Annotated in this window: 22 protein-coding genes; 3 read left to right on the top strand and 19 right to left on the bottom strand. The window is 60.6% G+C overall.

Features of this window, described 5'->3' with window-relative positions:
- Positions 1–48: 48 nt before the first annotated feature.
- The 3 genes from rpoB to rplJ form a co-directional block, all read right to left on the bottom strand.
- A complete protein-coding gene (gene rpoB / locus AC2FNZ_RS17800) occupies positions 49–4,185 on the bottom strand; it encodes a DNA-directed RNA polymerase subunit beta (protein ID WP_093964344.1) in 4,137 nt (1,378 codons plus the stop codon).
- A 251-nt stretch (positions 4,186–4,436) separates the two neighbouring features.
- A complete protein-coding gene (rplL, locus tag AC2FNZ_RS17795; RefSeq protein WP_093964343.1) occupies positions 4,437–4,814 on the bottom strand; it encodes a 50S ribosomal protein L7/L12 in 378 nt (125 codons plus the stop codon).
- Positions 4,815–4,893: 79 nt separating this feature from the next.
- Positions 4,894–5,412, bottom strand: coding sequence for a 50S ribosomal protein L10 (gene rplJ, locus AC2FNZ_RS17790; RefSeq protein ID WP_093964423.1), 519 nt, complete (start codon positions 5,410–5,412; stop codon positions 4,894–4,896).
- A 332-nt stretch (positions 5,413–5,744) separates the two neighbouring features.
- Between rplJ and AC2FNZ_RS17785 the strand changes: the two genes are divergently transcribed.
- Positions 5,745–7,016 carry a DUF2254 domain-containing protein gene (locus AC2FNZ_RS17785; RefSeq protein WP_496841433.1) on the top strand — a complete coding sequence of 424 codons (1,272 nt, stop codon included), beginning with the start codon at positions 5,745–5,747 and terminating at the stop codon, positions 7,014–7,016.
- A 65-nt stretch (positions 7,017–7,081) separates the two neighbouring features.
- On the opposite strand, the gene rplA is transcribed toward AC2FNZ_RS17785, so the two are convergent.
- The 10 genes from rplA to AC2FNZ_RS17735 form a co-directional block, all read right to left on the bottom strand.
- The gene (gene rplA / locus AC2FNZ_RS17780) at positions 7,082–7,780 is read right to left on the bottom strand and encodes a 50S ribosomal protein L1 (protein WP_170369229.1); all 699 of its coding nucleotides are present in this window, start codon (positions 7,778–7,780) and stop codon (positions 7,082–7,084) included.
- A gap of 1 nt (position 7,781) precedes the next feature.
- Positions 7,782–8,231, bottom strand: a complete 450-nt coding sequence (gene rplK, locus AC2FNZ_RS17775; RefSeq protein WP_093964340.1) for a 50S ribosomal protein L11 — start codon at positions 8,229–8,231, stop codon at positions 7,782–7,784.
- Between the two features lie 227 nt (positions 8,232–8,458).
- Positions 8,459–9,286 (bottom strand): DUF2189 domain-containing protein, encoded by an 828-nt coding sequence (locus AC2FNZ_RS17770; protein WP_093964339.1) that lies wholly within the window; start codon positions 9,284–9,286, stop codon positions 8,459–8,461.
- Between the two features lie 221 nt (positions 9,287–9,507).
- A complete protein-coding gene (gene nusG, locus AC2FNZ_RS17765; protein ID WP_093964422.1) occupies positions 9,508–10,041 on the bottom strand; it encodes a transcription termination/antitermination protein NusG in 534 nt (177 codons plus the stop codon).
- A gap of 247 nt (positions 10,042–10,288) precedes the next feature.
- On the bottom strand, positions 10,289–10,486 hold the full coding sequence (gene secE / locus AC2FNZ_RS17760; protein WP_093964338.1) for a preprotein translocase subunit SecE: 198 nt from the start codon (positions 10,484–10,486) through the stop codon (positions 10,289–10,291).
- 89 nt (positions 10,487–10,575) lie between these two features.
- Positions 10,576–10,734, bottom strand: a complete 159-nt coding sequence (gene ccoS, locus AC2FNZ_RS17755) for a cbb3-type cytochrome oxidase assembly protein CcoS (protein ID WP_093964337.1) — start codon at positions 10,732–10,734, stop codon at positions 10,576–10,578.
- 5 nt (positions 10,735–10,739) lie between these two features.
- The gene (locus tag AC2FNZ_RS17750; RefSeq protein WP_496841432.1) at positions 10,740–12,917 is read right to left on the bottom strand and encodes a heavy metal translocating P-type ATPase; all 2,178 of its coding nucleotides are present in this window, start codon (positions 12,915–12,917) and stop codon (positions 10,740–10,742) included.
- A 4-nt stretch (positions 12,918–12,921) separates the two neighbouring features.
- Positions 12,922–13,380, bottom strand: a complete 459-nt coding sequence (locus AC2FNZ_RS17745) for a FixH family protein (RefSeq protein WP_496834324.1) — start codon at positions 13,378–13,380, stop codon at positions 12,922–12,924.
- 3 nt (positions 13,381–13,383) lie between these two features.
- Complete coding sequence (gene ccoG, locus AC2FNZ_RS17740) at positions 13,384–14,811, bottom strand: cytochrome c oxidase accessory protein CcoG (RefSeq protein ID WP_496841431.1); 1,428 nt, start codon at positions 14,809–14,811, stop codon at positions 13,384–13,386.
- A 101-nt stretch (positions 14,812–14,912) separates the two neighbouring features.
- Positions 14,913–15,788 carry a LysR family transcriptional regulator gene (locus AC2FNZ_RS17735; RefSeq protein WP_496841430.1) on the bottom strand — a complete coding sequence of 292 codons (876 nt, stop codon included), beginning with the start codon at positions 15,786–15,788 and terminating at the stop codon, positions 14,913–14,915.
- 99 nt (positions 15,789–15,887) lie between these two features.
- On the opposite strand from AC2FNZ_RS17735, the gene AC2FNZ_RS17730 reads away from it, so the two are divergent.
- Positions 15,888–16,049, top strand: a complete 162-nt coding sequence (locus tag AC2FNZ_RS17730; protein WP_170364352.1) for a hypothetical protein — start codon at positions 15,888–15,890, stop codon at positions 16,047–16,049.
- A 150-nt stretch (positions 16,050–16,199) separates the two neighbouring features.
- On the opposite strand, the gene ccoP is transcribed toward AC2FNZ_RS17730, so the two are convergent.
- From ccoP to ccoN, 4 genes are read right to left on the bottom strand one after another with little or no spacing between them, the layout of a single operon-like run.
- Positions 16,200–17,063 (bottom strand): cytochrome-c oxidase, cbb3-type subunit III, encoded by an 864-nt coding sequence (gene ccoP / locus AC2FNZ_RS17725; protein WP_170439677.1) that lies wholly within the window; start codon positions 17,061–17,063, stop codon positions 16,200–16,202.
- Complete coding sequence (locus AC2FNZ_RS17720) at positions 17,060–17,245, bottom strand: cbb3-type cytochrome c oxidase subunit 3 (protein WP_093964331.1); 186 nt, start codon at positions 17,243–17,245, stop codon at positions 17,060–17,062. Before AC2FNZ_RS17720 ends, ccoP begins: the two co-directional genes overlap by 4 nt.
- A gap of 11 nt (positions 17,246–17,256) precedes the next feature.
- Positions 17,257–17,985 (bottom strand): cytochrome-c oxidase, cbb3-type subunit II, encoded by a 729-nt coding sequence (ccoO, locus tag AC2FNZ_RS17715; protein ID WP_093964330.1) that lies wholly within the window; start codon positions 17,983–17,985, stop codon positions 17,257–17,259.
- A gap of 14 nt (positions 17,986–17,999) precedes the next feature.
- A complete protein-coding gene (gene ccoN / locus AC2FNZ_RS17710; protein ID WP_093964421.1) occupies positions 18,000–19,607 on the bottom strand; it encodes a cytochrome-c oxidase, cbb3-type subunit I in 1,608 nt (535 codons plus the stop codon).
- A gap of 196 nt (positions 19,608–19,803) precedes the next feature.
- Here ccoN and AC2FNZ_RS17705 point away from each other — a divergent pair, with 196 nt between their 5' ends.
- Entirely contained in the window at positions 19,804–20,643 is an 840-nt protein-coding gene (locus AC2FNZ_RS17705; RefSeq protein ID WP_093964329.1) for a universal stress protein, read from the top strand.
- Between the two features lie 51 nt (positions 20,644–20,694).
- Here the strand turns inward: AC2FNZ_RS17705 and AC2FNZ_RS17700 are convergent, their stop codons facing one another.
- Complete coding sequence (locus AC2FNZ_RS17700) at positions 20,695–20,949, bottom strand: GlsB/YeaQ/YmgE family stress response membrane protein (protein ID WP_093964328.1); 255 nt, start codon at positions 20,947–20,949, stop codon at positions 20,695–20,697.
- 58 nt (positions 20,950–21,007) lie between these two features.
- Positions 21,008–22,330, bottom strand: coding sequence for a serine hydroxymethyltransferase (gene glyA, locus AC2FNZ_RS17695; protein ID WP_496841429.1), 1,323 nt, complete (start codon positions 22,328–22,330; stop codon positions 21,008–21,010).
- Positions 22,331–22,340 lie beyond the last annotated feature (10 nt).

Raw genomic sequence — 22,340 nt, 5'->3', positions numbered from 1 at the left:
GTTACCTCAAATCTTGCGGAAGGGGGGACGGGAGAAAGGGCAGCGCCCTTACTCCTCAACCTCCGCATCCAGGAGTTCCATATTCAGGCCGAGGCCACGGACTTCTTTAACCAGAACGTTGAATGATTCCGGTACGCCCGCCTCGAAGTTATCCTCGCCCTTGACGATCGACTCATAGACCTTGGTCCGGCCGGCGACGTCATCCGATTTCACGGTGAGCATCTCCTGCAGGGTGTAGGCGGCGCCGTAAGCTTCCAGCGCCCAGACCTCCATCTCACCAAAGCGCTGACCACCGAACTGCGCCTTACCACCCAGCGGCTGCTGGGTCACCAGGCTGTACGGCCCGGTCGAACGCGCGTGGATCTTGTCGTCCACCAGGTGGTGCAGTTTCAGCAGGTACTTGATACCCACGGTCACCGGACGCGCGAACTGCTCGCCGGTACGACCGTCGAACAGGATCGACTGACCGCTTTCCGAGAAACCTGCGCGGATCAGTGCATCGTTGACGTCGGCCTCTTTGGCGCCGTCAAAGACCGGGGTTGCGATCGGAACACCGCGGGTCACGTTGCTGGCCGCTTCGATCAGCTGGTCCTCGTCCATGCCGCTGATGCCCTCTTCGTAGACATCCTCGCCATAGGCGTGTTTCATCGCGTCACGGACCGGCGTCAGGTCGCCCGAGCGGCGGTATTCCTGCAGCGCCTCGTCGATCTTCAGACCCAGACCGCGCGCGGCCCAACCCATGTGGGTTTCAAGGATTTGACCGACGTTCATACGCGACGGCACGCCCAGCGGGTTCAGACAGAAGTCGACCGGAGTACCATCCGCAAGGAACGGCATGTCCTCCATCGGCACGACCTTCGAGATCACACCCTTGTTCCCGTGACGGCCGGCCATCTTGTCGCCCGGCTGCAGCTTGCGCTTCACGGCGATGAAGACCTTGACCATCTTCATCACGCCCGGCGGCAGGTCGTCGCCACGGCGGACCTTCTCGACCTTGTCCTCGAAACGGGCATCCAAGGCGCGCTTCTGCACCTCGTACTGCTCGTTCAGAGCCTCGACGATCTGAGCGTCCTTCTCGTCTTCCAGCGCCAGCTGCCACCACTGACCGCGGGTCAGCGATTCGAGAAGCTCTTCGGTGATCTCCGAGCCCGCCTTGACGCCTTTCGGTCCCTTGACGGCGGTTTTACCCAGGATCATCGACTTGAGACGCGCATAGATGTTGCGGTCCAGAATTGCCAGCTCGTCGTCCCGGTCACGGGCCAGACGTTCGACTTCCTCACGCTCGATCTGCAGCGCACGCTCGTCTTTCTCGACGCCGTGACGGTTGAAGACGCGGACTTCGACGACCGTACCGTAATCGCCCGGCTTCACGCGCAGCGAGGTATCGCGCACGTCAGATGCTTTTTCACCAAAGATGGCGCGCAGCAGTTTTTCTTCCGGGGTCATCGGGCTTTCACCCTTCGGAGTGATCTTGCCGACCAGAATATCGCCCGGCTCGACATCCGCGCCGATGTAAACGATGCCCGCCTCGTCGAGGTTGCGCAGCGCTTCTTCACCGACGTTCGGAATGTCGCGGGTGATCTCTTCCGGACCCAGCTTTGTATCACGGGCGGCGACTTCGAATTCCTCGATATGGACCGAGGTAAAGACGTCGTCACGCGCGATGCGCTCGGAAATCAGGATCGAGTCTTCGTAGTTGTAACCGTTCCACGGCATGAACGCGACGACCACGTTCTTGCCCAGAGCCAGTTCACCCATATCGGTCGACGGACCATCAGCGATGACCTCGCCCTTCTGGACGGTGTCACCCACCTTGATCAGCGGACGCTGGTTGATGCAGGTGTTCTGGTTCGAACGCTGGAACTTGCGCAGACGATAGATGTCAACGCCGGCATCGCCCAGCTCCAGATCTTCGGTGGCGCGGATAACGATACGCTGGGCATCGACCTGGTCGATGATACCGGCACGTTTCGCCTGGATCGCAGCACCAGAGTCAATCGCAACCTTTTCCTCGATCCCGGTACCGACCAGCGGTGCCTCGGCCCGCAGCAGCGGAACCGCCTGACGTTGCATGTTCGAGCCCATCAGAGCGCGGTTGGCGTCGTCATTTTCAAGGAACGGGATCAGCGAGGCCGCAACCGAGACCAGCTGCTTCGGCGAAACGTCGATCAAGTCAACATTCTCGCGCGGGGCAAGCGTGTAGTCACCGGCCTGACGGGTCGAGACCAGATCGTTGATGAACTTGCCATCCGTATCCAGCGTCGCGTTGGCCTGCGCCACGGTGTGACGCATTTCCTCGGTCGCGGACATGTAGTGGACCTCGTCGGTCACCTGCCCGTCTTTCACGACGCGATAGGGGGTTTCGATGAAACCGTACTTGTTCACGCGGGCAAAGGTGGCCAGCGAGTTGATCAGACCGATGTTCGGACCTTCCGGCGTTTCAATCGGGCACATCCGGCCATAGTGGGTCGGGTGCACGTCGCGCACCTCAAAGCCCGCACGCTCGCGCGTCAGACCACCCGGGCCAAGCGCCGACAGGCGGCGTTTGTGGGTGACTTCCGACAGCGGGTTGGTCTGGTCCATGAACTGCGACAGCTGCGAGCTGCCGAAGAATTCACGCACCGCGGCCGCCGCCGGTTTCGCGTTGATCAGGTCCTGCGGCATGACGGTGTCGATCTCGACCGACGACATGCGCTCTTTGATGGCGCGTTCCATGCGCAGCAGGCCGACGCGGTACTGGTTTTCCATCAGTTCGCCGACCGAGCGCACACGACGGTTGCCCAGGTGGTCGATATCGTCGATGTCACCTTTGCCATCACGCAGTTCGACCAGCGCTTTGATGCAGGCCACGATGTCTTCGCGTCGCAAGGTGCGCAGCGTGTCCGGCGCATCCAGAGCCAGGCGCATGTTCATCTTTACACGACCAACAGCAGACAGGTCATAGCGTTCGCTGTCGAAGAACAGTGTGTCAAAAAGGGCCGACGCAGCCTCGACGGTGGGCGGCTCGCCCGGGCGCATGACGCGGTAGATGTCCATCAGCGCGCTTTCGCGGCCCATGTTCTTGTCCTGCGCCATGGTGTTGCGGATGTACGGACCGACGTTGATGTTGTCGATGTCCAGAACCGGAATATCGGTGATGCCGGCATCGATCAGCTCCTTCACGGTGCCGCCGATCAGCTCGCCATCCTTGTCATATTCCAGCGTCAGCTCATCACCGGCTTCGACATAGATCGCACCGGTTTCTTCGTTGATGATGTCCTTGGCGACGAACTTGCCCACGATGTGGTCGAACGGCACCAGAAGGTCGGTGACCTTGCCCTCGTCGATCAGTTGCTTAACCGCGCGCGGGGTGACTTTCTTGCCGGCTTCGGCAATCACTTCACCGCTTTTTGCGTCGATCAGGTCATAGGTGGGACGGGTGCCGCGCACACGTTCGGGGAAGAACGGGGTGACCCAGCCCTTCTTCTTGTTCAGCTTGTAGGACACGGTGTCGTAATACGCGTCCATGATCGCTTCTTGGTCCAGGCCCAGGGCATAGAGCAGCGTGGTCACCGGCAGTTTGCGGCGACGGTCGATCCGGGCATAGACGATGTCCTTGGCGTCGAACTCGAAGTCCAACCAGCTGCCGCGGTACGGGATAATGCGGCAGGCAAACAGCAGCTTGCCCGAGGAGTGGGTCTTGCCCTTGTCGTGGTCGAAGAACACGCCGGGCGACCGGTGCATCTGGGACACGATCACACGCTCGGTGCCGTTCACGATGAAGGTACCGTTCGGCGTCATCAGGGGCATGTCGCCCATGAACACGTCCTGTTCCTTGATGTCCTTGACCGATTTGGCCCCGGTGTCTTCGTCGACATCGAACACGATCAGGCGCAGGGTGACCTTCAGCGGCGCGCTGTAGGTCATGTCGCGCTGCATGCACTCTTCAACGTCGTATTTCGGCTTTTCCAGCTCGTATTTCACGAATTCCAGCACGGAAGTTTCGTTGAAATCCTTGATCGGAAAGACCGATTGGAACACGCCGTTGATACCTTCGCCGTCGGTCGGCTGGTCGGCATCGCCAGAGCGCAGGAATAGATCATAGGAGGATTTCTGGACCTCAATGAGGTTCGGCATTTCCAGGACTTCGCGGATTTTGCCGTAGTATTTCCGAAGACGTTTCTGGCCAAGGAACGATTGAGCCATGTCAGATGTCACCTTTCGATGTTCTCAGCGGGCAAAAACACCGTCGGGCCCCGGCGCCTTGCACATACGAGACGACACGTCCGGATCAATTCGTGGCCACCGTCCCGAATGGTAGCCTCCCGATCCGCGAACCGCGTCTTAGAAAACGCCCCAGCACATGAGGCCCTTTCTAAGACAGGTTCGGCTGGACCCGGATTTCTCCGGGCCCAGCCAAATTCCACGGCGCATCCGCGATGCACCGAAAGACAGGCTTAGGCCAGCTCGACCTCGGCGCCAGCTGCTTCCAGCTTGCCCTTGATCTCTTCGGCTTCTGCCTTGTCCACGCCTTCTTTGATCTTGCCGCCGGCTTCGACCAGTTCCTTGGCTTCTTTCAGGCCCAGGCCAGTGATGCCGCGAACTTCTTTGATGACGTTGATTTTCGAAGCGCCGGCGTTCTTCAGAACGACGTCGAATTCGGTTTTCTCTTCCTCAGCTGCACCGCCGGCATCGCCAGCTGCGCCTGCGACCATGACGGCGCCGCCAGCTGCGGGCTCGATGCCGTACTCGTCCTTGAGGATGGTTTTCAGTTCTTGTGCTTCCAGCAGGGTCAGACCAACGATCTCTTCTGCCAGTTTCTTCAGATCAGCCATTGTATCAGCTCTTTCCGTTTACAGTGTGTGTTCCAACGTCAGGGCATGTGCCCCACGCAGATCATTCAGTGCCAACCGCTTACGCAGCTTCCGCCTTCTCTTCGATGGTGGAAAGGATGCTTGCGATGTTGCTTGCAGGTGCGCCAATTGCACCGGCGATGTTCGAAGCAGGCGCGCCGATGCAGCCCACGATCGAAGCAATAAGCTCTTCACGCGACGGCATTTTCGACACGGCTGTGACACCAGCCCGGTCCAGAGCGTTCTCGCCCATTGCACCGCCAAGGATCTCGAACTTCTGGTTCTCCTTGGCGAAGTCCTCGGCCACCTTGGCTGCTGCCACGGGGTCCTCGGAATAGGTCAGAACAGTCATACCCGTCAGCAGGTCAGCAATGCTCGCACATGGCTTACCGTCGAGGGCGATTTTGGCGAGCCTGTTCTTGGCAACACGCACGGAGCCGCCCGCGTCACGAGCACGTGCGCGAAGGTCCTGCATCTCGGCAACTGTCAGACCGGCGTAGTGAGCAACCACTACGACGCCAGAGCTTTCGAAGATTTGGCCGAGTTCCTCGACCACTTTCTCTTTCTGGGCTCTATCCACAGTTCTCTCCAAGTTTGGGGCGATGTTTCACCCCGGCTCATATTTGCCGAGGGCTGCGCCCCGGCGTTCAGGTCCGTTGTTACGGGATTGGCCAAAATGCGCCCGAGGGTCTGGACCCTCGAAATTCTTTGGTCTTACCCGTCTCAGGCAGGGAATTAAGGGGCCGGAAGGACCCACCCACCGTCTTGGACGAAACGAAATAAAGCGCACGACGAATCGCACGCTTTACTCCGCAGCCCTCTTTAGGGCAGATGGCCGGGGTTTCCAAGGGGTAAATTGGCCCGCACCCCAAGCCGGTAGACAATGACCGCAAACCCGAACAGGATCAACGGATGATCAAATTGAAATCCATTTCCAAGCCGCAATTCCTGTTTCGTCAGATTTCTCGCCAATTGTGGGTTCGCACCAGCCTGATCGCCGCTCTCGCCGTGGTCAGCGCAGGGATTGGCACCTACCTCGGCGGCTTCGTCCCCGACTTTCTCACACAACGGCTGAGCACCGAGGCCGTGGCAAAGATCCTCGGCATTCTGGCGTCGTCCATGCTGGCGGTCACGACCTTTTCGCTTTCGATCATGGTCGCAGCACAGCGATGGGCCTCGAACCAGTCCTCCCCGCGCGCCCAGCAGGTGATCGAAGAAGACAGTGTCTCGCAAAACGTGCTGGCCACGTTTCTCGGCGCATTCATCTTCGCGCTCGTATCCCTGATCCTTGTCGAAACCGGGGTCTACACCCAGCAGTCCATCGCCGTTGCGCTTGCGTTCACCTTGGTGGTGATCTTTTTGGTTACACTGGCGCTCTTGCTCTGGATCGACCAATTGCCCAGCTATGGCAGCATCTCAGAAACGGCACGCAAGATAGAAAAGAACGCCAGGGACACCATGACCCGAGCCATGGAACTGCCTTGCCTCGGCGCCGTTCCGTATCAAGCCGCCGCGGATGTTCCGCGAACCGGGCACGACGTGCGGGCCAGTTCGACAGGGAACGTGCGCCACGTGGATGTCGGCTTGCTGAATTCCTGCGCCGAAGAGAATGACTGCGAGATCTGGATCATGGCGCTGCCGGGGCAATTCGTGACCGAAGGCCAACCCCTGGCCAGAGCGACCCGGAAAATGGATGGTGAAACCATCCGGGAAGCCTTCGTGATCGGGACCGAGCGCAGCTTCAATCAAGACCCCCGCTTTGGCATTCAAACCCTGTCCGAAATCGCACAGCGCGCGCTCTCGCCGGGTATCAACGACCCGATGACGGCAATTCAGATGGTCGAGAGGTTGCTGCGGGTTCTCCTGCCAATTGGCTCGCGGCCCACCCAGCCCGCCGACCCGCAATTCCCGAGAACCCATGCCCCCAAGATCGCGATCGACACGTTCCTGCGTGACGCTTATGCGGCCATTTCCCGGGATGCCGGTGACAAAGTCGAAGTCCACGAGGCCATTCTCAGCGCGCTGACCCGACTGACGCAGACTCAAGACGGAGCAATGAAAACCGCGGCCCGGGCGGCTGCGAACCAGGCATTGACCGTTGCCGAGCGCGACCTCAGGCTGGAGGCCGACAAGGCACGCGTACGTGAAATACCCAATCAGGTTACAGTCGAACCTGCTATCTGAGAGCAAAAGAAAACCCCGGGCAGCATGACCGCCCGGGGTTCGACTTTTCGAAAGAACGTGTCGGCTTATTCGCCCGCAGCTTGCGCCACGTCCACGGTCACGCCGGGGCCCATGGTCGAGCTCAGCGCGATTTTCTTCATATAGGTGCCCTTGGCGCCCGACGGCTTCGCCTTGGCAACGGCCGAGATGAAGGCACGGACGTTTTCCGCCAGCTTGGCTTCGTCGAACGACGCCTTGCCAACGCCTGCGTGCACGACACCACCTTTTTCCGCCTTGAACTGAACTTCACCACCCTTGGCTGCTTCCACGGCCGCTTTCACGTCCATGGTCACGGTGCCGACCTTGGGGTTCGGCATCAGGTTGCGGGGGCCCAGAACCTTACCCAGACGACCGACGATCGGCATCATGTCCGGGGTTGCGATGCAACGGTCAAAGTCGATGTTGCCGGCCTGAATGCTTTCCATCAGGTCCTCGGCGCCGACGATGTCCGCACCGGCTTCTTTCGCCTCGTCAGCCTTGGGGCCGCGCGCGAAGACAGCAACGCGCATGTCCTTGCCGGTGCCGTTCGGCAGACCGACGACGCCGCGCACCATCTGGTCTGCGTGACGGGTGTCGACGCCCAGATTCATGGCGATTTCGATGGTTTCGTCAAACTTCGACGTTGCGTTGGCCTTGACCAGTGCAACTGCCTCTTCGACCGACAGGTTTTCCTTGCCGGCGACGGCTTCGCGCGCTGCGCGGGTACGTTTACCGAGTTTTGCCATCTTACTTCACCTCGATGCCCATGGAACGGGCCGAGCCCAGGATGATCTTCATTGCGCCTTCGACGTCGTTGGCGTTCAGATCCTTCATTTTGGCTTCGGCGATCTCGCGCACCTGCTTGGTGGTCACGGTTGCCACGGTCTCACGGCCGGGGTTCTCCGCGCCACGGGGGCGGTTACGCTTGCCGACCGGCTTCAGACCGGCCGCCTTCTTCAGGTAGTAAGACGCGGGAGGCGTCTTGATGTCCATGGTGAAGGACTTGTCCTGATAGTAGGTGATCACGGTCGGGCACGGAGCGCCGGGCTCCATGTCTGCGGTCTTGGCGTTGAACGCCTTGCAGAATTCCATGATGTTGATGCCGCGCTGACCCAGCGCCGGACCAACTGGCGGCGACGGGTTCGCCTGACCTGCAGGAACCTGCAGCTTCATCGTACCAGCAAGCTTCTTGGCCATTTGGTTTTCCTTTCAACGTGAATGGGACGCGTCCCATCCGGTTTTATGTTGCGTGGTCCGATCCGGAATCGCGATCCCTGCGATCTCCCACGAGAGAATCTCGCCCGAAGACGATAGGGGCGGCGTTTACAGGGGAACGAATGGGTTGGCAAGGGCATGCCACTGAAAACCGGATGGCTGCAGAAGCCGCGGTCCCAACGGCGTTCGTCGGCATTCAAGGGCCCTCGCTATGGGTCAGCAGTCGCCTCCGGCTGCACGGCGCGTTGGTAGAGATGCCAAGTGGTATGCCCAAGGATCGGCAACGTAAAGACAAGCCCAAGGAACGCCGGCACCAGCGACAACAGCATAGTGACCGAGATGATGGCCGCCCAGCCAAGCATGACCACAGGACTTTCAGCGACAACACGGAGTGATGTAAGCATGGCCGTTACGAAATCGGTGTCGCGATCCAGCAGCAAGGGCATGGCAACAACAGTCACCGAAAACAGTACGGCGGACAGAAACGCACCGACGCAGGTTCCAACAGCCAGGAAAGCCCAGCCTTGGGGGGTAAAGAACACGGTGTTCAGGAACCCATCGAAATCCGAAAACGAGGCATTCTGCAGGATGATCGCCACCCAAAGCCGAACCTGGTAGATCCATACCCAGAAAACGAACAGCGTAACGAAGGCCATCCAGCCCATTTCCCGCTTACGCTGATTGGCCATGACCGTCAGTATTTCCGACCAGCCAAAATCCTCTCCGGCCTGAAGTCGACGCGACATCTCATAGAGGCCTGCAGCAGCGAAGGGGGCGACCAGCGGAAATCCCACGACGGCGGGAATGATCATCCAAATCTTGCCAAGCCAGACCAGGCTCCAGACCAGCAGAAACCCGAAAACGGCATAGAACAGTCCGAAAAATCCGCTCATTATGGGACGCGCCAGGAAGTCGGAAAACCCGGCCTTCAGCGAGTCGGTGATGTCGGCGGCGGTGACCGTGTTGACCACAGGCATCGTCCGCTGAGGCGGGGTCGGCCTGTCGGGTGGCGCGGGGCCTGCAGCCTTGGATGTCATGACAGAGTCCTCCCAAAGCATCACGGCGCGCAAATCCTCTGGCCCATGAGCCCGGCTGCGCAACGGTCATGCCTGTACCAAGTATAAGTGTGCATCAGGCAAGGAGTTAGGGCAAGCGGCCAAGGCTGTGGCGAAACCTTACCGGCAACCACCAGAAACAGTTGCGCCGCCTGTTAAGGCGGCGCGTTCGATTCCTGCACGATCAGTTCCTGCAGGAATGATCAGCTCTGCTTGGTGACCTGCGTAAAGTCCAGCTCGACCGGAGTTTCGCGCCCGAAGATCGAGACGGTAACCTTCAGCTTCTGGTTCTCGTCGTCCACGCCCTCGACCATACCGTCGAAATCCTCGAACGGGCCGTCGTTGACTTTGACCTTCTCGCCAACCTCGAAGCTGATCATCAGCTTGGGTGCTTCTTCGCCTTCCTGAACGCGGTTGAGGATCTGGTTCACCTCGGCATCGCGCATCGGCATCGGGCGACCCTGAGGGCCCAGAAAGCCGGTAACGCGGTTGATCGAGTTGATCAGGTGATAGCCCTGATCCGACATTTCCATGTGCACCAGTACGTAGCCGGGCATGAAACGGCGTTCAGTCGTGACCTTTTTGCCCCGGCGCACCTCGATCACCTCTTCGGTGGGAACCAGAACCTCGTCGATCTCGTCCTCAAGGCCGTGTTCGGCCACCGACGTGCGGATCTGCTCTGCGATCTTCTTTTCGAAATTCGAAAGAACGCTGACCGAGTACCACCGTTTCGCCATGAACCTGTCGTCCTTGTTTGCCTTTGGCGCGCCGCGTCGGGCGGACACACCTGAATTGAAATTTTGTCGCGGCCCGGCCGCGGGTTCCGGAATAAAAAGCGGCGCGCAGTCCGAATCGCCGCACGCCCATCCCGAAAGGTCCCGCGTCAACTACTCTGACATTGCCTGCTGTGCAAGGGGGCAGTGCCGGTCCAGCACCCGAAGCGGGCGCGTCTCGGCGCGATCCGACGGGACCCGGCAGTCGGCCTTAGCTGAACATACCCAGGATCAGTTGCAGACCGCCGCGAATGCCCAGATCCACCAGAGCAAAGAACACGGCTGTCAGTGCCGCCATGATGAACACCATGACCGTGGTCAGCAGGACCTCGCGCCGCGTCGGCCAGACGACCTTTGCAACTTCGGCACGGACTTGCTGAATGAACTGGATCGGGTTTGTGGTGGCCATTAGGCTTGGTCTCTCTGCTAGCGGATGGGCCGGACATAGCCGGGCATTGCGGCAATTTCAAGGGCCGTCGGCATCACGATTGCACCCGGTCAGGACTTGGGGCGATCATCCCACTCGTTGCTCAGAATCCGTCGGGCATCGCCTTCGGGGTCGTCATATTGGTTGCTGCGGACCGTATAGATGAACGCCACCAGCCCAACACCGCCCAACAGCAGCGAAATCGGTATCAGATAGGCCAGAACTTCCATTCGGATCACCTCAGGCGCAGAGCGTTCAGGGATACGGTAATCGACGATGTGGACATCGCCAAGGCCGCGATCAAGGGCGTCGCAAGGCCGGCAACGGCCAAAGGCACCGCGATGACATTGTAGATCGTCGCAATCTGAAAATTCTCGCGGATGCGCTTCGTCGCCCGGACAGCAGTATGGCAGGCATCGGCGATCGGCGACAGGTCATTGCCCAGCAGAACGATGTCCGAAGCCACGCGGGCCGCATCCAGTGCCGAAGCCGGAGAGATCGAGGCATGGGCCGCCGCCAGCGCGGCTGTATCGTTCAACCCGTCACCGACCATCAACACCCGGCGGCCTTGGTCTGCAAGCTTCTGAATGTGTCGCGCCTTGTCCTGCGGCAGCGCCCGCGCGATCCAGGTCTCGATCCCCAGCTTCTCGGCCAGAGCTTTCACGGCGTTGGTCGTGTCCCCGGACATGAGGATGACGTCCTTGCCCGCATCGCGCAAAGCCGCGACCGCGTCGGCGGCGCCGGGGCGCAAAGAGTCGGCAAAGCGGAACTCAACCGGTCGATCGCCCGCGATCGCCAACCAGGCCGCGGTGTGATCACCCTCCGTCGCGCCCACCCATTCGGCCCGGCCCAGCCGCACGAGTTGCCCCTGAAACTGGCCCTCGGTCCCGTGACCGGGAATCTCGGTGACGTTTTCAACCTCGGCCGGGGTATACCCCTCGGCCCGGGCGGCCCGGGTCAGGGCAACCGCCAGCGGATGCGCCGAAGCCTGTGCCAAGGCCAGAGCGATCTCGAACTCGCGGCCTGTGTGTTCGCCACCGTTGACCAGTTCCGGCGCGCCCGAGGTAAGCGTTCCGGTCTTGTCGAACACCACGGTGTCGACCTCGGCCAACCGCTCCAACGCCGTGGCGTCCTTGATCAGCATCCCCTTGCGGAACAGCCGCCCCGAGGCCGCGGTCGTGACCGCGGGGACGGCCAACCCCAAAGCACAGGGGCAGGTGATGATCAGCACGGCGGCGGCGATGTTCAGCGCTGTGCGCAGATCGCTAGAATAGATGTACCAGCCAACGAAACTGAGTGCAGACAGGATATGAACCCCGGGGGCATAAAGCTTGGCCGCCTTGTCCGCCAAGGACGTATAACGCGACCGCCCGGATTCCGCGATGGCCACAAGATCGGCCATGCGGTGCAGCGAAGTCTCTTCGCCCACCGCCGTTGCCTGAATGGTCAGCGGCCCGGTCAGGTTGACCTCACCCGCGCTGACCTGTGTGCCCGGCTGGGCAAATACCGGCAGGGTTTCACCGGTCAGCAACGACCGGTCCAACTCGGATTCGCCGGTCACGATCTTGCCGTCCACCGGCATCCGCCCTCCGGGTCGCACCAGAATCAGGTCACCGACGGCCAGTTCGGCAACAGCGACCTCGTGCTCGGTCCCTTCAACAAGACGGATGGCGCGCGGCACCTCGAGGGCTGTCAGCTCTTCCGCGGCGGAGCGGGCCGCGGCACGGGTGCGGTAATCCAGATAGCGCCCCGCCAGCAGAAAGAAGGTCAGCGTCAAAGCCGCATCGAAATAGGCGTGCTCACCGCTCAGCGCCGTTTCCCAAAGCGAAGTGACTAAGGCCAGCAGGATCGCCAGAACGATCGGCACGTCCATGTTCAGGCGGCGAACACGCAGCGCGCTCCACGCGTTGGCAAAAAACGGTTGGGCCGAGAACGCGATGGCCGGAAGGGCGATGGCCGCCGAAATCCAGTGAAACATGTCGCGGGTCGCGTCGGTGGCGCCGGACCAGACGGACACAGACAGCAGCATCACGTTCATCGATGCAAAGCCGGCGACCGCGAGGCGCATCAGCAGATCCCGTCCGGCCTTGTCCGATTGCGTGGCTGACAGAGCACCCGGATCCAGCTCATGCGCCTCGTACCCGGCCCGATCGAGGACCGGGATCAGATCCGTTGCCCGAACCTCGGGCCCCGCCTTGATCAGAGCGCGCTTGAGCGTCAGGTTGACCCTCGCGTCCTGTACGCCGGGGTACGCGTTCAACGCACGTTCGACATTGGCAATACAGGCCGAGCAATGAATGCCCGGCAGTGACAGCGCGATCTGAACGTCGACCGGTACCGGCCTGGCCGGTTCCGCCGGAGCCGCGATGCAGCCCGGACAGGCTGCGGTCCCGGATGTCACCTGCGACGACATTAGCCTAACCCTTGATGTACAACGGAATGCGCCGACTGAATTCCGCGCCGTCCGCATCGCGCGCGACAATACGGACATTCCAGTTGCCTTTTCCAAGCGTCGCCGGGGTGGAATACGCCACACCGTCAAAGGTGAAGTCCGGCGAAAAATCCTCGCGCATATGAGTTGCGCGGCCGACCACGGCCTGCAGTTCGGCCACCCGCACAGGCACGCCTTGCGCATCCGTGATGCGAAGGATCAGCAGGCCGCCCTTGGTTTCCACCTCTGCACCCCAGCCCAGAGACTGCTGCTCCTGCAGCTTTTCATTGAACTCCTGACTGGCAACGTAGGAGTTCTTGACCTCGAGCCCGGGGAATGTCGCGACTGCCTTGTAGGCCAGCACCAGATTGACTGCGATGATGACCCCGAAGGCCCCGACAAAAACCGCAAGAGCGTGCTTTCCGGTGAATTTGCGCTCGGCCATTATTCAGTTCCCCCGCCCGTTGAACGTGGTGTCTTTGTAGGCGCGCTCGCCGCTTTGCAGGTCTTCGACCCAGATCCGGACCGGTGTCGTTTCAGCCATTGCGGGCGCTGTATCTTTCGCGGCGACGATGTAGACCCGGGTCAACTGTGCCGTGTCCGCAGTTACATTTACCGTATCCAGTTCCGTTCCTTCAATCTGAACCTGCAGGCTTGGGTCACCGACCAGAGACAGTTTGAACAGGCGGTCTTCGCCATGTTTGTTCCGCAACCGCACGTCGTAGGTGTTGCGGATCGAACCGTCGGACATGGTCACGAATGTCGGATTGCGCACCGGCGCCACCGTCAGATCGATATCCGATCGGATGAACAACGCAAACAGAAGGCCAAAACCCACCAAAGACCAAAGCGCGGTATACATGATCGTCCGGGGCCGCAGGATGTGCCTCCACACATTTTTGGGGGGGTGGCCCGCGCGTTCACGCGTTTCGTCGCTGAGCGCCATATAGTCGATCAGACCGCGCGGCTTGCCGATCTTGGCCATCATGTCGTCGCAGGCATCGATGCACAGCGCGCAGGTTATGCACTCCAGCTGTTGGCCATCACGGATGTCGATCCCGACCGGGCAGACATTGACGCAGGCCATGCAGTCGATGCAGTCGCCCAGTTCAGAGTCGGCCGTCCGTTTGCCCTTGCCGCGCGGCTCGCCCCGCCATTCTCGGTAGCCAACCACCAGCGTGTCCTCGTCCATCATCGCCGCCTGAATTCGCGGCCACGGACAGGCATAGATGCAGATCTGCTCTCGCGCGAACCCGCCGAAGAAAAAGGTCGTGCCGGTCAGAACCAGCATGGTGGTATAGGCGATCGGATGAGCGTTGCCGGTCACAAGGTCCCGCGCAAGGGTCGGCGCATCCGCGAAATAGAACACCCAGGCCCCGCCGGTCGCCAGACCGATCAGGAACCAGACCACCCATTTGGTCAATCGCAAGCGAGCCTTGCGGAAATCCAGCTTCTTCTGACGATGCAGGCGCAGGCGGGCGTTTCGATCGCCTTCGATCCAGCGCTCGACCAGAATGAAAAGGTCGGTCCAAACCGTCTGTGGGCAGGCATAGCCGCACCACACCCGCCCCAAGGCCGACGTAAACAGGAACAGGCCCAAGCCGGCCATGATCAGCAGACCGGCCACAAAGTAGAATTCGTGTGGCCAGATCTCGATCCAGAAGAAGTAAAAGCGGCGGTTCGCAAGATCCAGCAGCACCGCCTGATCCGGAAGGCTAGGCCCCCGATCCCACCGGATCCACGGCGTCACATAATAGATGCCAAGCGTGACGGCCATTATGATCCATTTGAGGTTCCGAAACTTGCCGGAAACGCGCCGTGGAAAGATCGGTTCCCTTGCGGCGTAAAGGCTGGGGGCTGGGGTGTGATCGCTCACGGCATGGCTCCGGATCTTGCTGTTGGTCGGGCGACTTGTTCCAGATCATACACCGGACAACTTTGACATGGGTCAAAAGCGCATCGCGCAGACACCTTTTGTCACACCTGGTTCGCTTGGCGTTTCAGCCACCCGACGAACGTCTTAACCGCCTTTCTCTGCGGCGTTTGCGCCGTCACGATGTGGTAGCCTCGGGCGTCCGGTGCGACATGAAGTTCAACTAGTCTTCCGGCCACGATATCACGTTCGACGAAATGTCGCACCGTCACCGTGACCCCCTGCCCCGCGCGCACGCCCTCAAGGACCAGATTGCCCGGCAGACTGGTCCGTCCAGCGCCGGGGTCCATGGCCGCCCCATGTTGTGCCAGCCATGTGCTGGCTTCGGTCGTGCCCACCTCTTCCAGCCAAGGCAAACGGGCCAGATCAGCCGCCGGCCACTCGGACCTGGAACCCAGAAGACTGGGCGCGGCAACGATGACCATCGGGGTTTTCAACAACATCTCGGACCGGACGCCCGGCCAACCGCCTGCCCCGTATCGAATCGCGACATCCACCCCGCCGGGGCGCAGATCGACCAGTTCCGGTGACGGGTCCAAGGTCAGATCGATCCCGGGGTGATCCGACCGGAAAATCGGCAACCGCGGCATCAGCCATGAAGCTGCAAATGAGGAGGTCAGCGAAACGTGTACCGGCCGATCCTCGCCCGCGTTCACCAGGTCCGAGACCGCCGCATGGATGGCGCCAAACCCCAGCTGAACGCTGCGGGCCAGGTGTTCGCCATCCGACGTCAGGACCAGAGTCTTGCCCGACCGGTCCAACAGGGTCACGCCCAGATGCGCCTCAAGCGCGCGCAACTGCTGGCTTATGGCGGCATGACTTACATTCAACGCATCGCCGGCCTTGACGATATTTCTGTGCTCGGCAAAAGCAGAGAAAGCCCGTAGCGCCGATAGTGGCGGAAGGTTCAGCCAGTCCATATGTAACCTCTGCTTACATCTGAACACGGTAATTGAGTCGCAAATATCCGGTCAAGAGCCGATGCTGGAACCCGAGTTCATCGCATCAGGAGAAAGACCATGCTGAACATCTACGCTGCTTCCTTCATGACCGCCACGCGGTTGAACGCCCCCAAGCTGCGCGACGCGCCCAAACCGAATGCGCCAAAAAGGAAAAGATGGCTGCCCGCCGGACACTGGTGGGTCAGCAAGAGCCGCGAGTTGGATCCGCGCAACCTTTAGGATCAGTTTGCGTGCCCGCGCTGGACCGGGGCCATTGTCAGCACTATTTTCGGAAAATGCGGTGCCGGCTGTTCAGGAAACGCGCGAACAGATGGAACAGCCGGCACCTAGGCCTTCGGGCGGCACGCCGCCCGAAGGTGTTCCTGGATCTTATTGACCGCCACCCAACTGGTGGACATAGGCCGACACGGCGCGGATCTGCGCCTCGGTCAAACGCGTATCCCAGGGGGGCATGACGCCAAACCGGCTGTAGGTCACCGTTTCGGTCAGCGTTTTCTCATCGCCGCCATACAGCCAGATCGCATCCGTCAGGTTCGGTGCGCCCTGCGCGATATCGCCCTTGCCGTCTTCGCCGTGACACGCCGAGCAATTGTCCTCGTAGACAACCTTGCCCGCCTGCGCCGCAGCATCGTCGGTTTGGGCGTTGGTCAGCGACATCACATATTGCACGACCTGGGTGATTTCCTCGGACTCGAGGATCTCGCCGAACGCCGGCATTTCGGAGTAGCGCGCGTCGTCGCTTTCTTCGTTGCGAATGCCGTAGCTGACCGTGGTGACGATGTCATCCAAGGTGCCGCCCCACAGCCAGGCGTCGTCCAGAAGGTTCGGGAAACCCTTTGCGCCCTGCGCGCCCGAACCGTGGCACTGAGCGCACCAGGTACGGAACACGGCGCCACCGGCGTTGACCGCATATTGCTGCAGCTCGGCATCCTTGGCGATATCATCCAGCGGTGTCTCGACCAGCTTGGCATTCCACGGAGCGTTGGCCTCTTCAAACGAAACCATCTCCTTCTGCACCAGCTCGCGCGAGGACCAGCCAAGCACACCGGCGGTTGCAGATTGCACCAGCGGCCACGCCGGATACATGATCGTGTAGATCACACCCCAGAAGATGGTCGCGTAGAAGGTCCACAACCACCAACGCGGCATCGGGTTGTCGAATTCCTCGATGCCATCCCAGCTGTGACCGGTCGTCTTGGGATCACCCGGCTGTTTTTCAGGTGTCTTGCTCATTTCCGCGCCTCCTCGGATGTGGCGGGTTTGTCTTGATGCCGGAACGGGATGTTTGCGGTGTCCTTGTATTCCTTGCTGGCACCGGGGCGGAACACCCAGATGACGATGCCGACAAAGAAGGCGAACAACAGAAGCAGCATCCAGCTATCCGCGAATTGCCTCAGGATCGTGTATTCTTCCATCACACCCTCCTTTAGCGGCTTGCATCCGGGGTGAAGGTCGAGAAGTCGACCAGCGTTCCCAGCATCTGCAGATATGCAACCAACGCATCGGCTTCGGTCAGTTCCGGCTGACCATCGAAGTTGCGCACGTTGACGTTTTCGCCATAACGCTCCAGCAGCCCGTCATAGTCGCTGTCCGGATCGGCCTGCGCGCGGAAATCGGCAACTGCGTTTTCCAGCATCTCGTCCGTATAAGGCGTGCCCAAAACCGCATTGGTGGCCATGATGTCACCGATATACCGGCCGTCGATCTTGCGGTTTTCCAGGAAGCCGTATTTCGGCATCACGGATTCCGGCACCACCGATTGCGGATCACGCAGATGGTCCACGTGCCATTGATCCGAGTAGCGGCCACCCACACGAGCCAGATCAGGCCCGGTGCGTTTGGACCCCCACTGGAACGGGTGGTCGTACATCGACTCGGCCGCCAGCGAGTAGTGGCCATAGCGCTCGACCTCGTCCCGCATCGGGCGGATCATCTGACTGTGGCAAACATAGCAGCCTTCGCGGATGTAGATCTCACGCCCCGCCATCTCGAGCGGGGTGTAAGGGCGCATGCCCTCCACCTTCTCGATTGTGTTCTCAAGGTAGAACAGCGGGGTGATCTGAACGATGCCACCGATGGTCACGACCAGGAAGCTGAAGATCAGCAGGAGGGTCGCGTTGGTCTCGAGGATCTTGTGTTTGTCGAGAATTGCCATTGCTCCGGCCCTCCTTACTCAGCCGGGACCGCGACGGTCAGGCTGGCCTCTTTGGCCGGGGCCCGCCGGACGGTCATCCACAGGTTGTAGCACATGATCAGCGCACCAGCGACGAACAGAACACCGCCCAGCGCACGCACCACATACATCGGGAACTTGGCCGCCACGGTGTCGGCGAACGAGTTCACCAGGAAACCGTTGGCATCCACTTCGCGCCACATCAGGCCTTCCATGATACCGGTGACCCACATCGACGCGGCGTAGAGCACGATGCCGATGGTGGCGAGCCAGAAGTGCCAGCTGACCATCTGCAGCGAGTACAGACGCTCACGTTTCCAAAGAACCGGCACCAGGAAGTACAGCGCACCAAAGGTGATCATGCCGTTCCAACCCAGCGCGCCCGAGTGCACGTGGCCAATGGTCCAGTCGGTGTAGTGCGACAGCGAGTTCACCGCGCGGATCGACATCATCGGGCCTTCGAAGGTGGACATGCCGTAGAAACCGACCGAGATCACCATCATCCGGATGACCGGGTCGGTGCGCAGCTTGTCCCAAGCGCCCGACAGGGTCATCAGACCGTTGATCATGCCACCCCACGAAGGCATCCACAGCACGACCGAGAACACCATGCCCAGCGTCGAGGCCCAGTCAGGTAGCGCGGTATAGTGCAGGTGGTGTGGACCGGCCCAGATATACAGGAAGATCAGTGCCCAGAAGTGGATGATCGACAGCTTGTAGCTGAAGACCGGACGTTCGGCCTGCTTGGGAATGAAGTAATACATCATGCCCAGGAAGCCCGCGGTCAGGAAGAAGCCCACGGCGTTGTGCCCATACCACCACTGGATCATGGCATCCTGAACGCCCGACCAGACGATGACCGATTTCGAACCCCAGATGCTGACTGGAATGGTCATGTTGTTGACAAGGTGCAACATCGCGACGGTAACGATGAACGCAAGGTAGAACCAGTTCGCCACATAGATGTGGGGCTCTTTCCGCTTGACGATCGTCCCAAGAAACACGGCCAGATAGGCCACCCAGACGATGGTCAGCCACAGGTCCACATACCATTCAGGCTCGGCATATTCCTTGGACTGGGTCCCGCCCAACACATAGCCGGTCGCGGCAAGAACGATGAACAGCTGATAGCCCCAGAACACGAACCAGGCAAGGTTTCCGCCCCACAGACGCGCGGCGCTTGTGCGCTGCACGACGTAGAAGGATGTGGCGATCAGGGCGTTGCCGCCGAACGCGAAAATGACCGCTGATGTGTGCAGCGGGCGCAACCGGCCAAAGTTCAGAAGCCCCTGCGCCCATTCGAAGTTCAGCACCGGAAAGGCCAGCTGGAACGCGATGAAGGTTCCCACCAGGAACCCTACGACACCCCAAAAGGCGGTTGCGATCACGCCATAGCGGATCACGCCATCCATGTACTCACCCGAACGATCGACAAGAATATCCGGCTCATCCGTGTTTCGCAGCGTCCAGATGAACAGGCCACCGGCGATGAGCATCACCAGTATCGCGTGCACCTGATACGCCAAATCCCGCGCATAGTTGGATCCGATCGCTGCGAACAGCACGACCAGACCAAGCGCGATCAGCTTGATGTAATTCGACATATTGCGTCCCTTTGCCATGCTCCGGGCGATTCTTGTGCCGCATGGAGCTTTCGTTGACTGGTTGCTGTATGATCCATGCACAACCAATGCTGCTTTGATCTGCATCAAGACAATAGCCTGAAAACTGTGACAGGCATAAGCAAATGAATGGGTTACCTGGTCGCACAGGTTTCAGAACCCGAAACACGAGGTCGAAATGGCTTATAAATCTCTTCTCACCGTCATGACGGAAACCAAGTTTGCCAAGCCGGCTCTGGCCCAGTTGGTCGCCTTGGCCGAAGCGCAGGACGGCCATGCCGAAGCGCTGTGCCTCGGTGTCGACCGTAGCCAGACCGGCTACTACTACGCGGGCGCAAACGCCCTGATCCTTCAGGAGACCTTGAAGCGCGCAAATGCCGAGGCCGATGAAGTGCTTACCTTTGCCGAGGATTTCCTGGGCAAGTCGGGCGTACGCTGGTCCGCTGAAAACGGCGTGGCGCAGATCGCCGACTTGGGGCGGCACGTCGCGCACCGGGCCCGTTTCTCGGACCTTGTCGTTTTGCCGCAGCCCTATGGCAAAGATCGCGGCGCCGAGGCCGAACCGATCATCGAGGCCGCCATGTTCGAGGGTCACGCCCCGGTTCTGGTGGTACCGGATGAGGCGAAACCATTCGCCAGCCCTCGGACGGTGCTGATCGGCTGGAATGAGAGTGTCGAGGCGATGAATGCCATTCGGCGCGCGCTGCCGTTCCTGCGGGCGGCCGAACTGACCCGGATCGTCGTGATCGACCCGCCGCGTCACGGCCCTGATCGCTCGGACCCGGGCGGTATGCTGTCGCAAATGCTGTCCCGCCATGGCGTGAAATGCGAAATCGACGTGCTGAGCAAGACGATGACGCGTGTGTCCGACATTCTGAACCGTCACGCCGCAGACGTCGAAGCCGACATGATCGTGATGGGCGCCTATGGTCACTCGCGGTTCCGCGAGGCCATTCTGGGTGGCGCGACACGGAACATGTTGGAACAGTCCTCGGTTCCGGTTTTCCTGGCCCACTGAACTGCGGGCACGGCAAAAGAAATAACCGCCCCAGACGGGGCGGTTATTTCGTCAGACCTTTTTGACCAAACCGATCAGGAACAGAAGGATGACGGCTCCGATCGTTGCAAAGAAGATCGACGACACCATGCCGCCGCCGACGGAAAACCCGAGCGCGGGAAAAATCGTTCCGGCGAGAAAAGCGCCAACGATCCCGACGATGATGTTCCCGATCACGCCAAAGCCGCGCCCCTTCATGATCCTGCCCGACAACCAGCCCGCGATCGCGCCGATGATCAGCATTGCCAATAGGCTACTGAATTCCATGCCTTGCTCCTGAATATTGTTTCACGCAAAGGCATTAGAACACGGCCGGGCCGTTGGGTCACGCACGAACGTAGTGCATCCCCTGGAACCCGGATCGCAGATCCCTCACCTTGGGCGCAACCGATGCGGGATCATCCGCCGACAGCGCCTCGGTGAACAGGGCCACAAGTTCTCCGGCATGTTCGGGGGTCACGCCCCGCCGGACCAACTCGGGCGTTCCGATCCGCAATCCGTTCATGTCACCCGCAACCGAGGCGATCGGCAAACCGATACCACATGCCAAAAATCCAGCCCGCCGCAGGTGTTTTGACACCGCCTGCCCGCCCCCATAGTCGGCGGCCTTCAGCGCGAATTGGTGCGAGGTGGTGACGCCACCAGCCCCCTTGAACACTGGCAATCCCTGATCTTCCATCTCGCTGGCAATTGCCTGCGCAAGATCGATCATCGCTTGCCCATAGGCCGGCCCGCAGTCGACCCAGTCCAGCAACGAAATTGCCAGAGCCGCCGATTTCGCGGCATCGAAATTGGCCGTCATTCCGGGAAATGCGATGGCGTCCAGCCGTTCGGCAATTTCGACGTCGTTGGTGACGATCAGCCCACCCGCAGGGCCGCCTAGGCTTTTGTAGGTGCTCATCGTCATCAGATGCGCGCCTTCATCCAACGGATTCGCCCAAGCCCCGCTGGCAATGATCCCGCATTGGTGGGCCGCATCGAACAGAACCTTGGCCCCGATTTCGTCGGCAATTTCGCGCACGGCCGACACAGGATGCGGAAACAGGTTCAGCGAGCCACCAACAGTGATCAGCCGGGGTCGGTGCGTTCTGGCCATGTCGCGCAGCGCGGCCAGATCCAGACTGTATCCGTCCGCATCCACTGGTGCATTGATCGTTTGCAGCCCATAAAGCCCTGCGCAGCCACCCTCATGGTGGGTCACGTGCCCGCCGATCGCTGCCGGCGGCGCGATGATCGTATCGCCGGGCCGTGTCAGAGCCATGAAGCCATACAGATTGGCCAAGGCGCCGGATGCGACCCGGATTTCGGCGTATCGCGCGTTGAACACGCGGGCCGCAAGCTCGGCCGCGATCACCTCGATCTCCTCGATGGCCTCAAGCCCCATCTCGTATTTGTCGCCCGGATAGCCCAAAGATGGACGACTGCCCAGACCCGCGGCGAGTGCAGCTTCAGCCCTTGGATTCATGACATTCGTCGCCGGGTTCAGATTGAAACACTCGGCATCATGAATATCCGAGTTTCGCGCGATCAGCGCGTCGATCCGGGCCTCAATCGCCTCCGAGCTGCTGTCGGCAACCTTCCGGGCGATGGTCTGAACAAGGTTTTCGCAGTGGCCCGGAACCCAGGCACGGTGAGCAAGGTGCTGCATCTGATCCTCC

Source organism: Ruegeria sp. SAZA006 (genome assembly GCF_059613465.1).
This window is presented reverse-complemented; position numbering and strand designations above follow the sequence as displayed.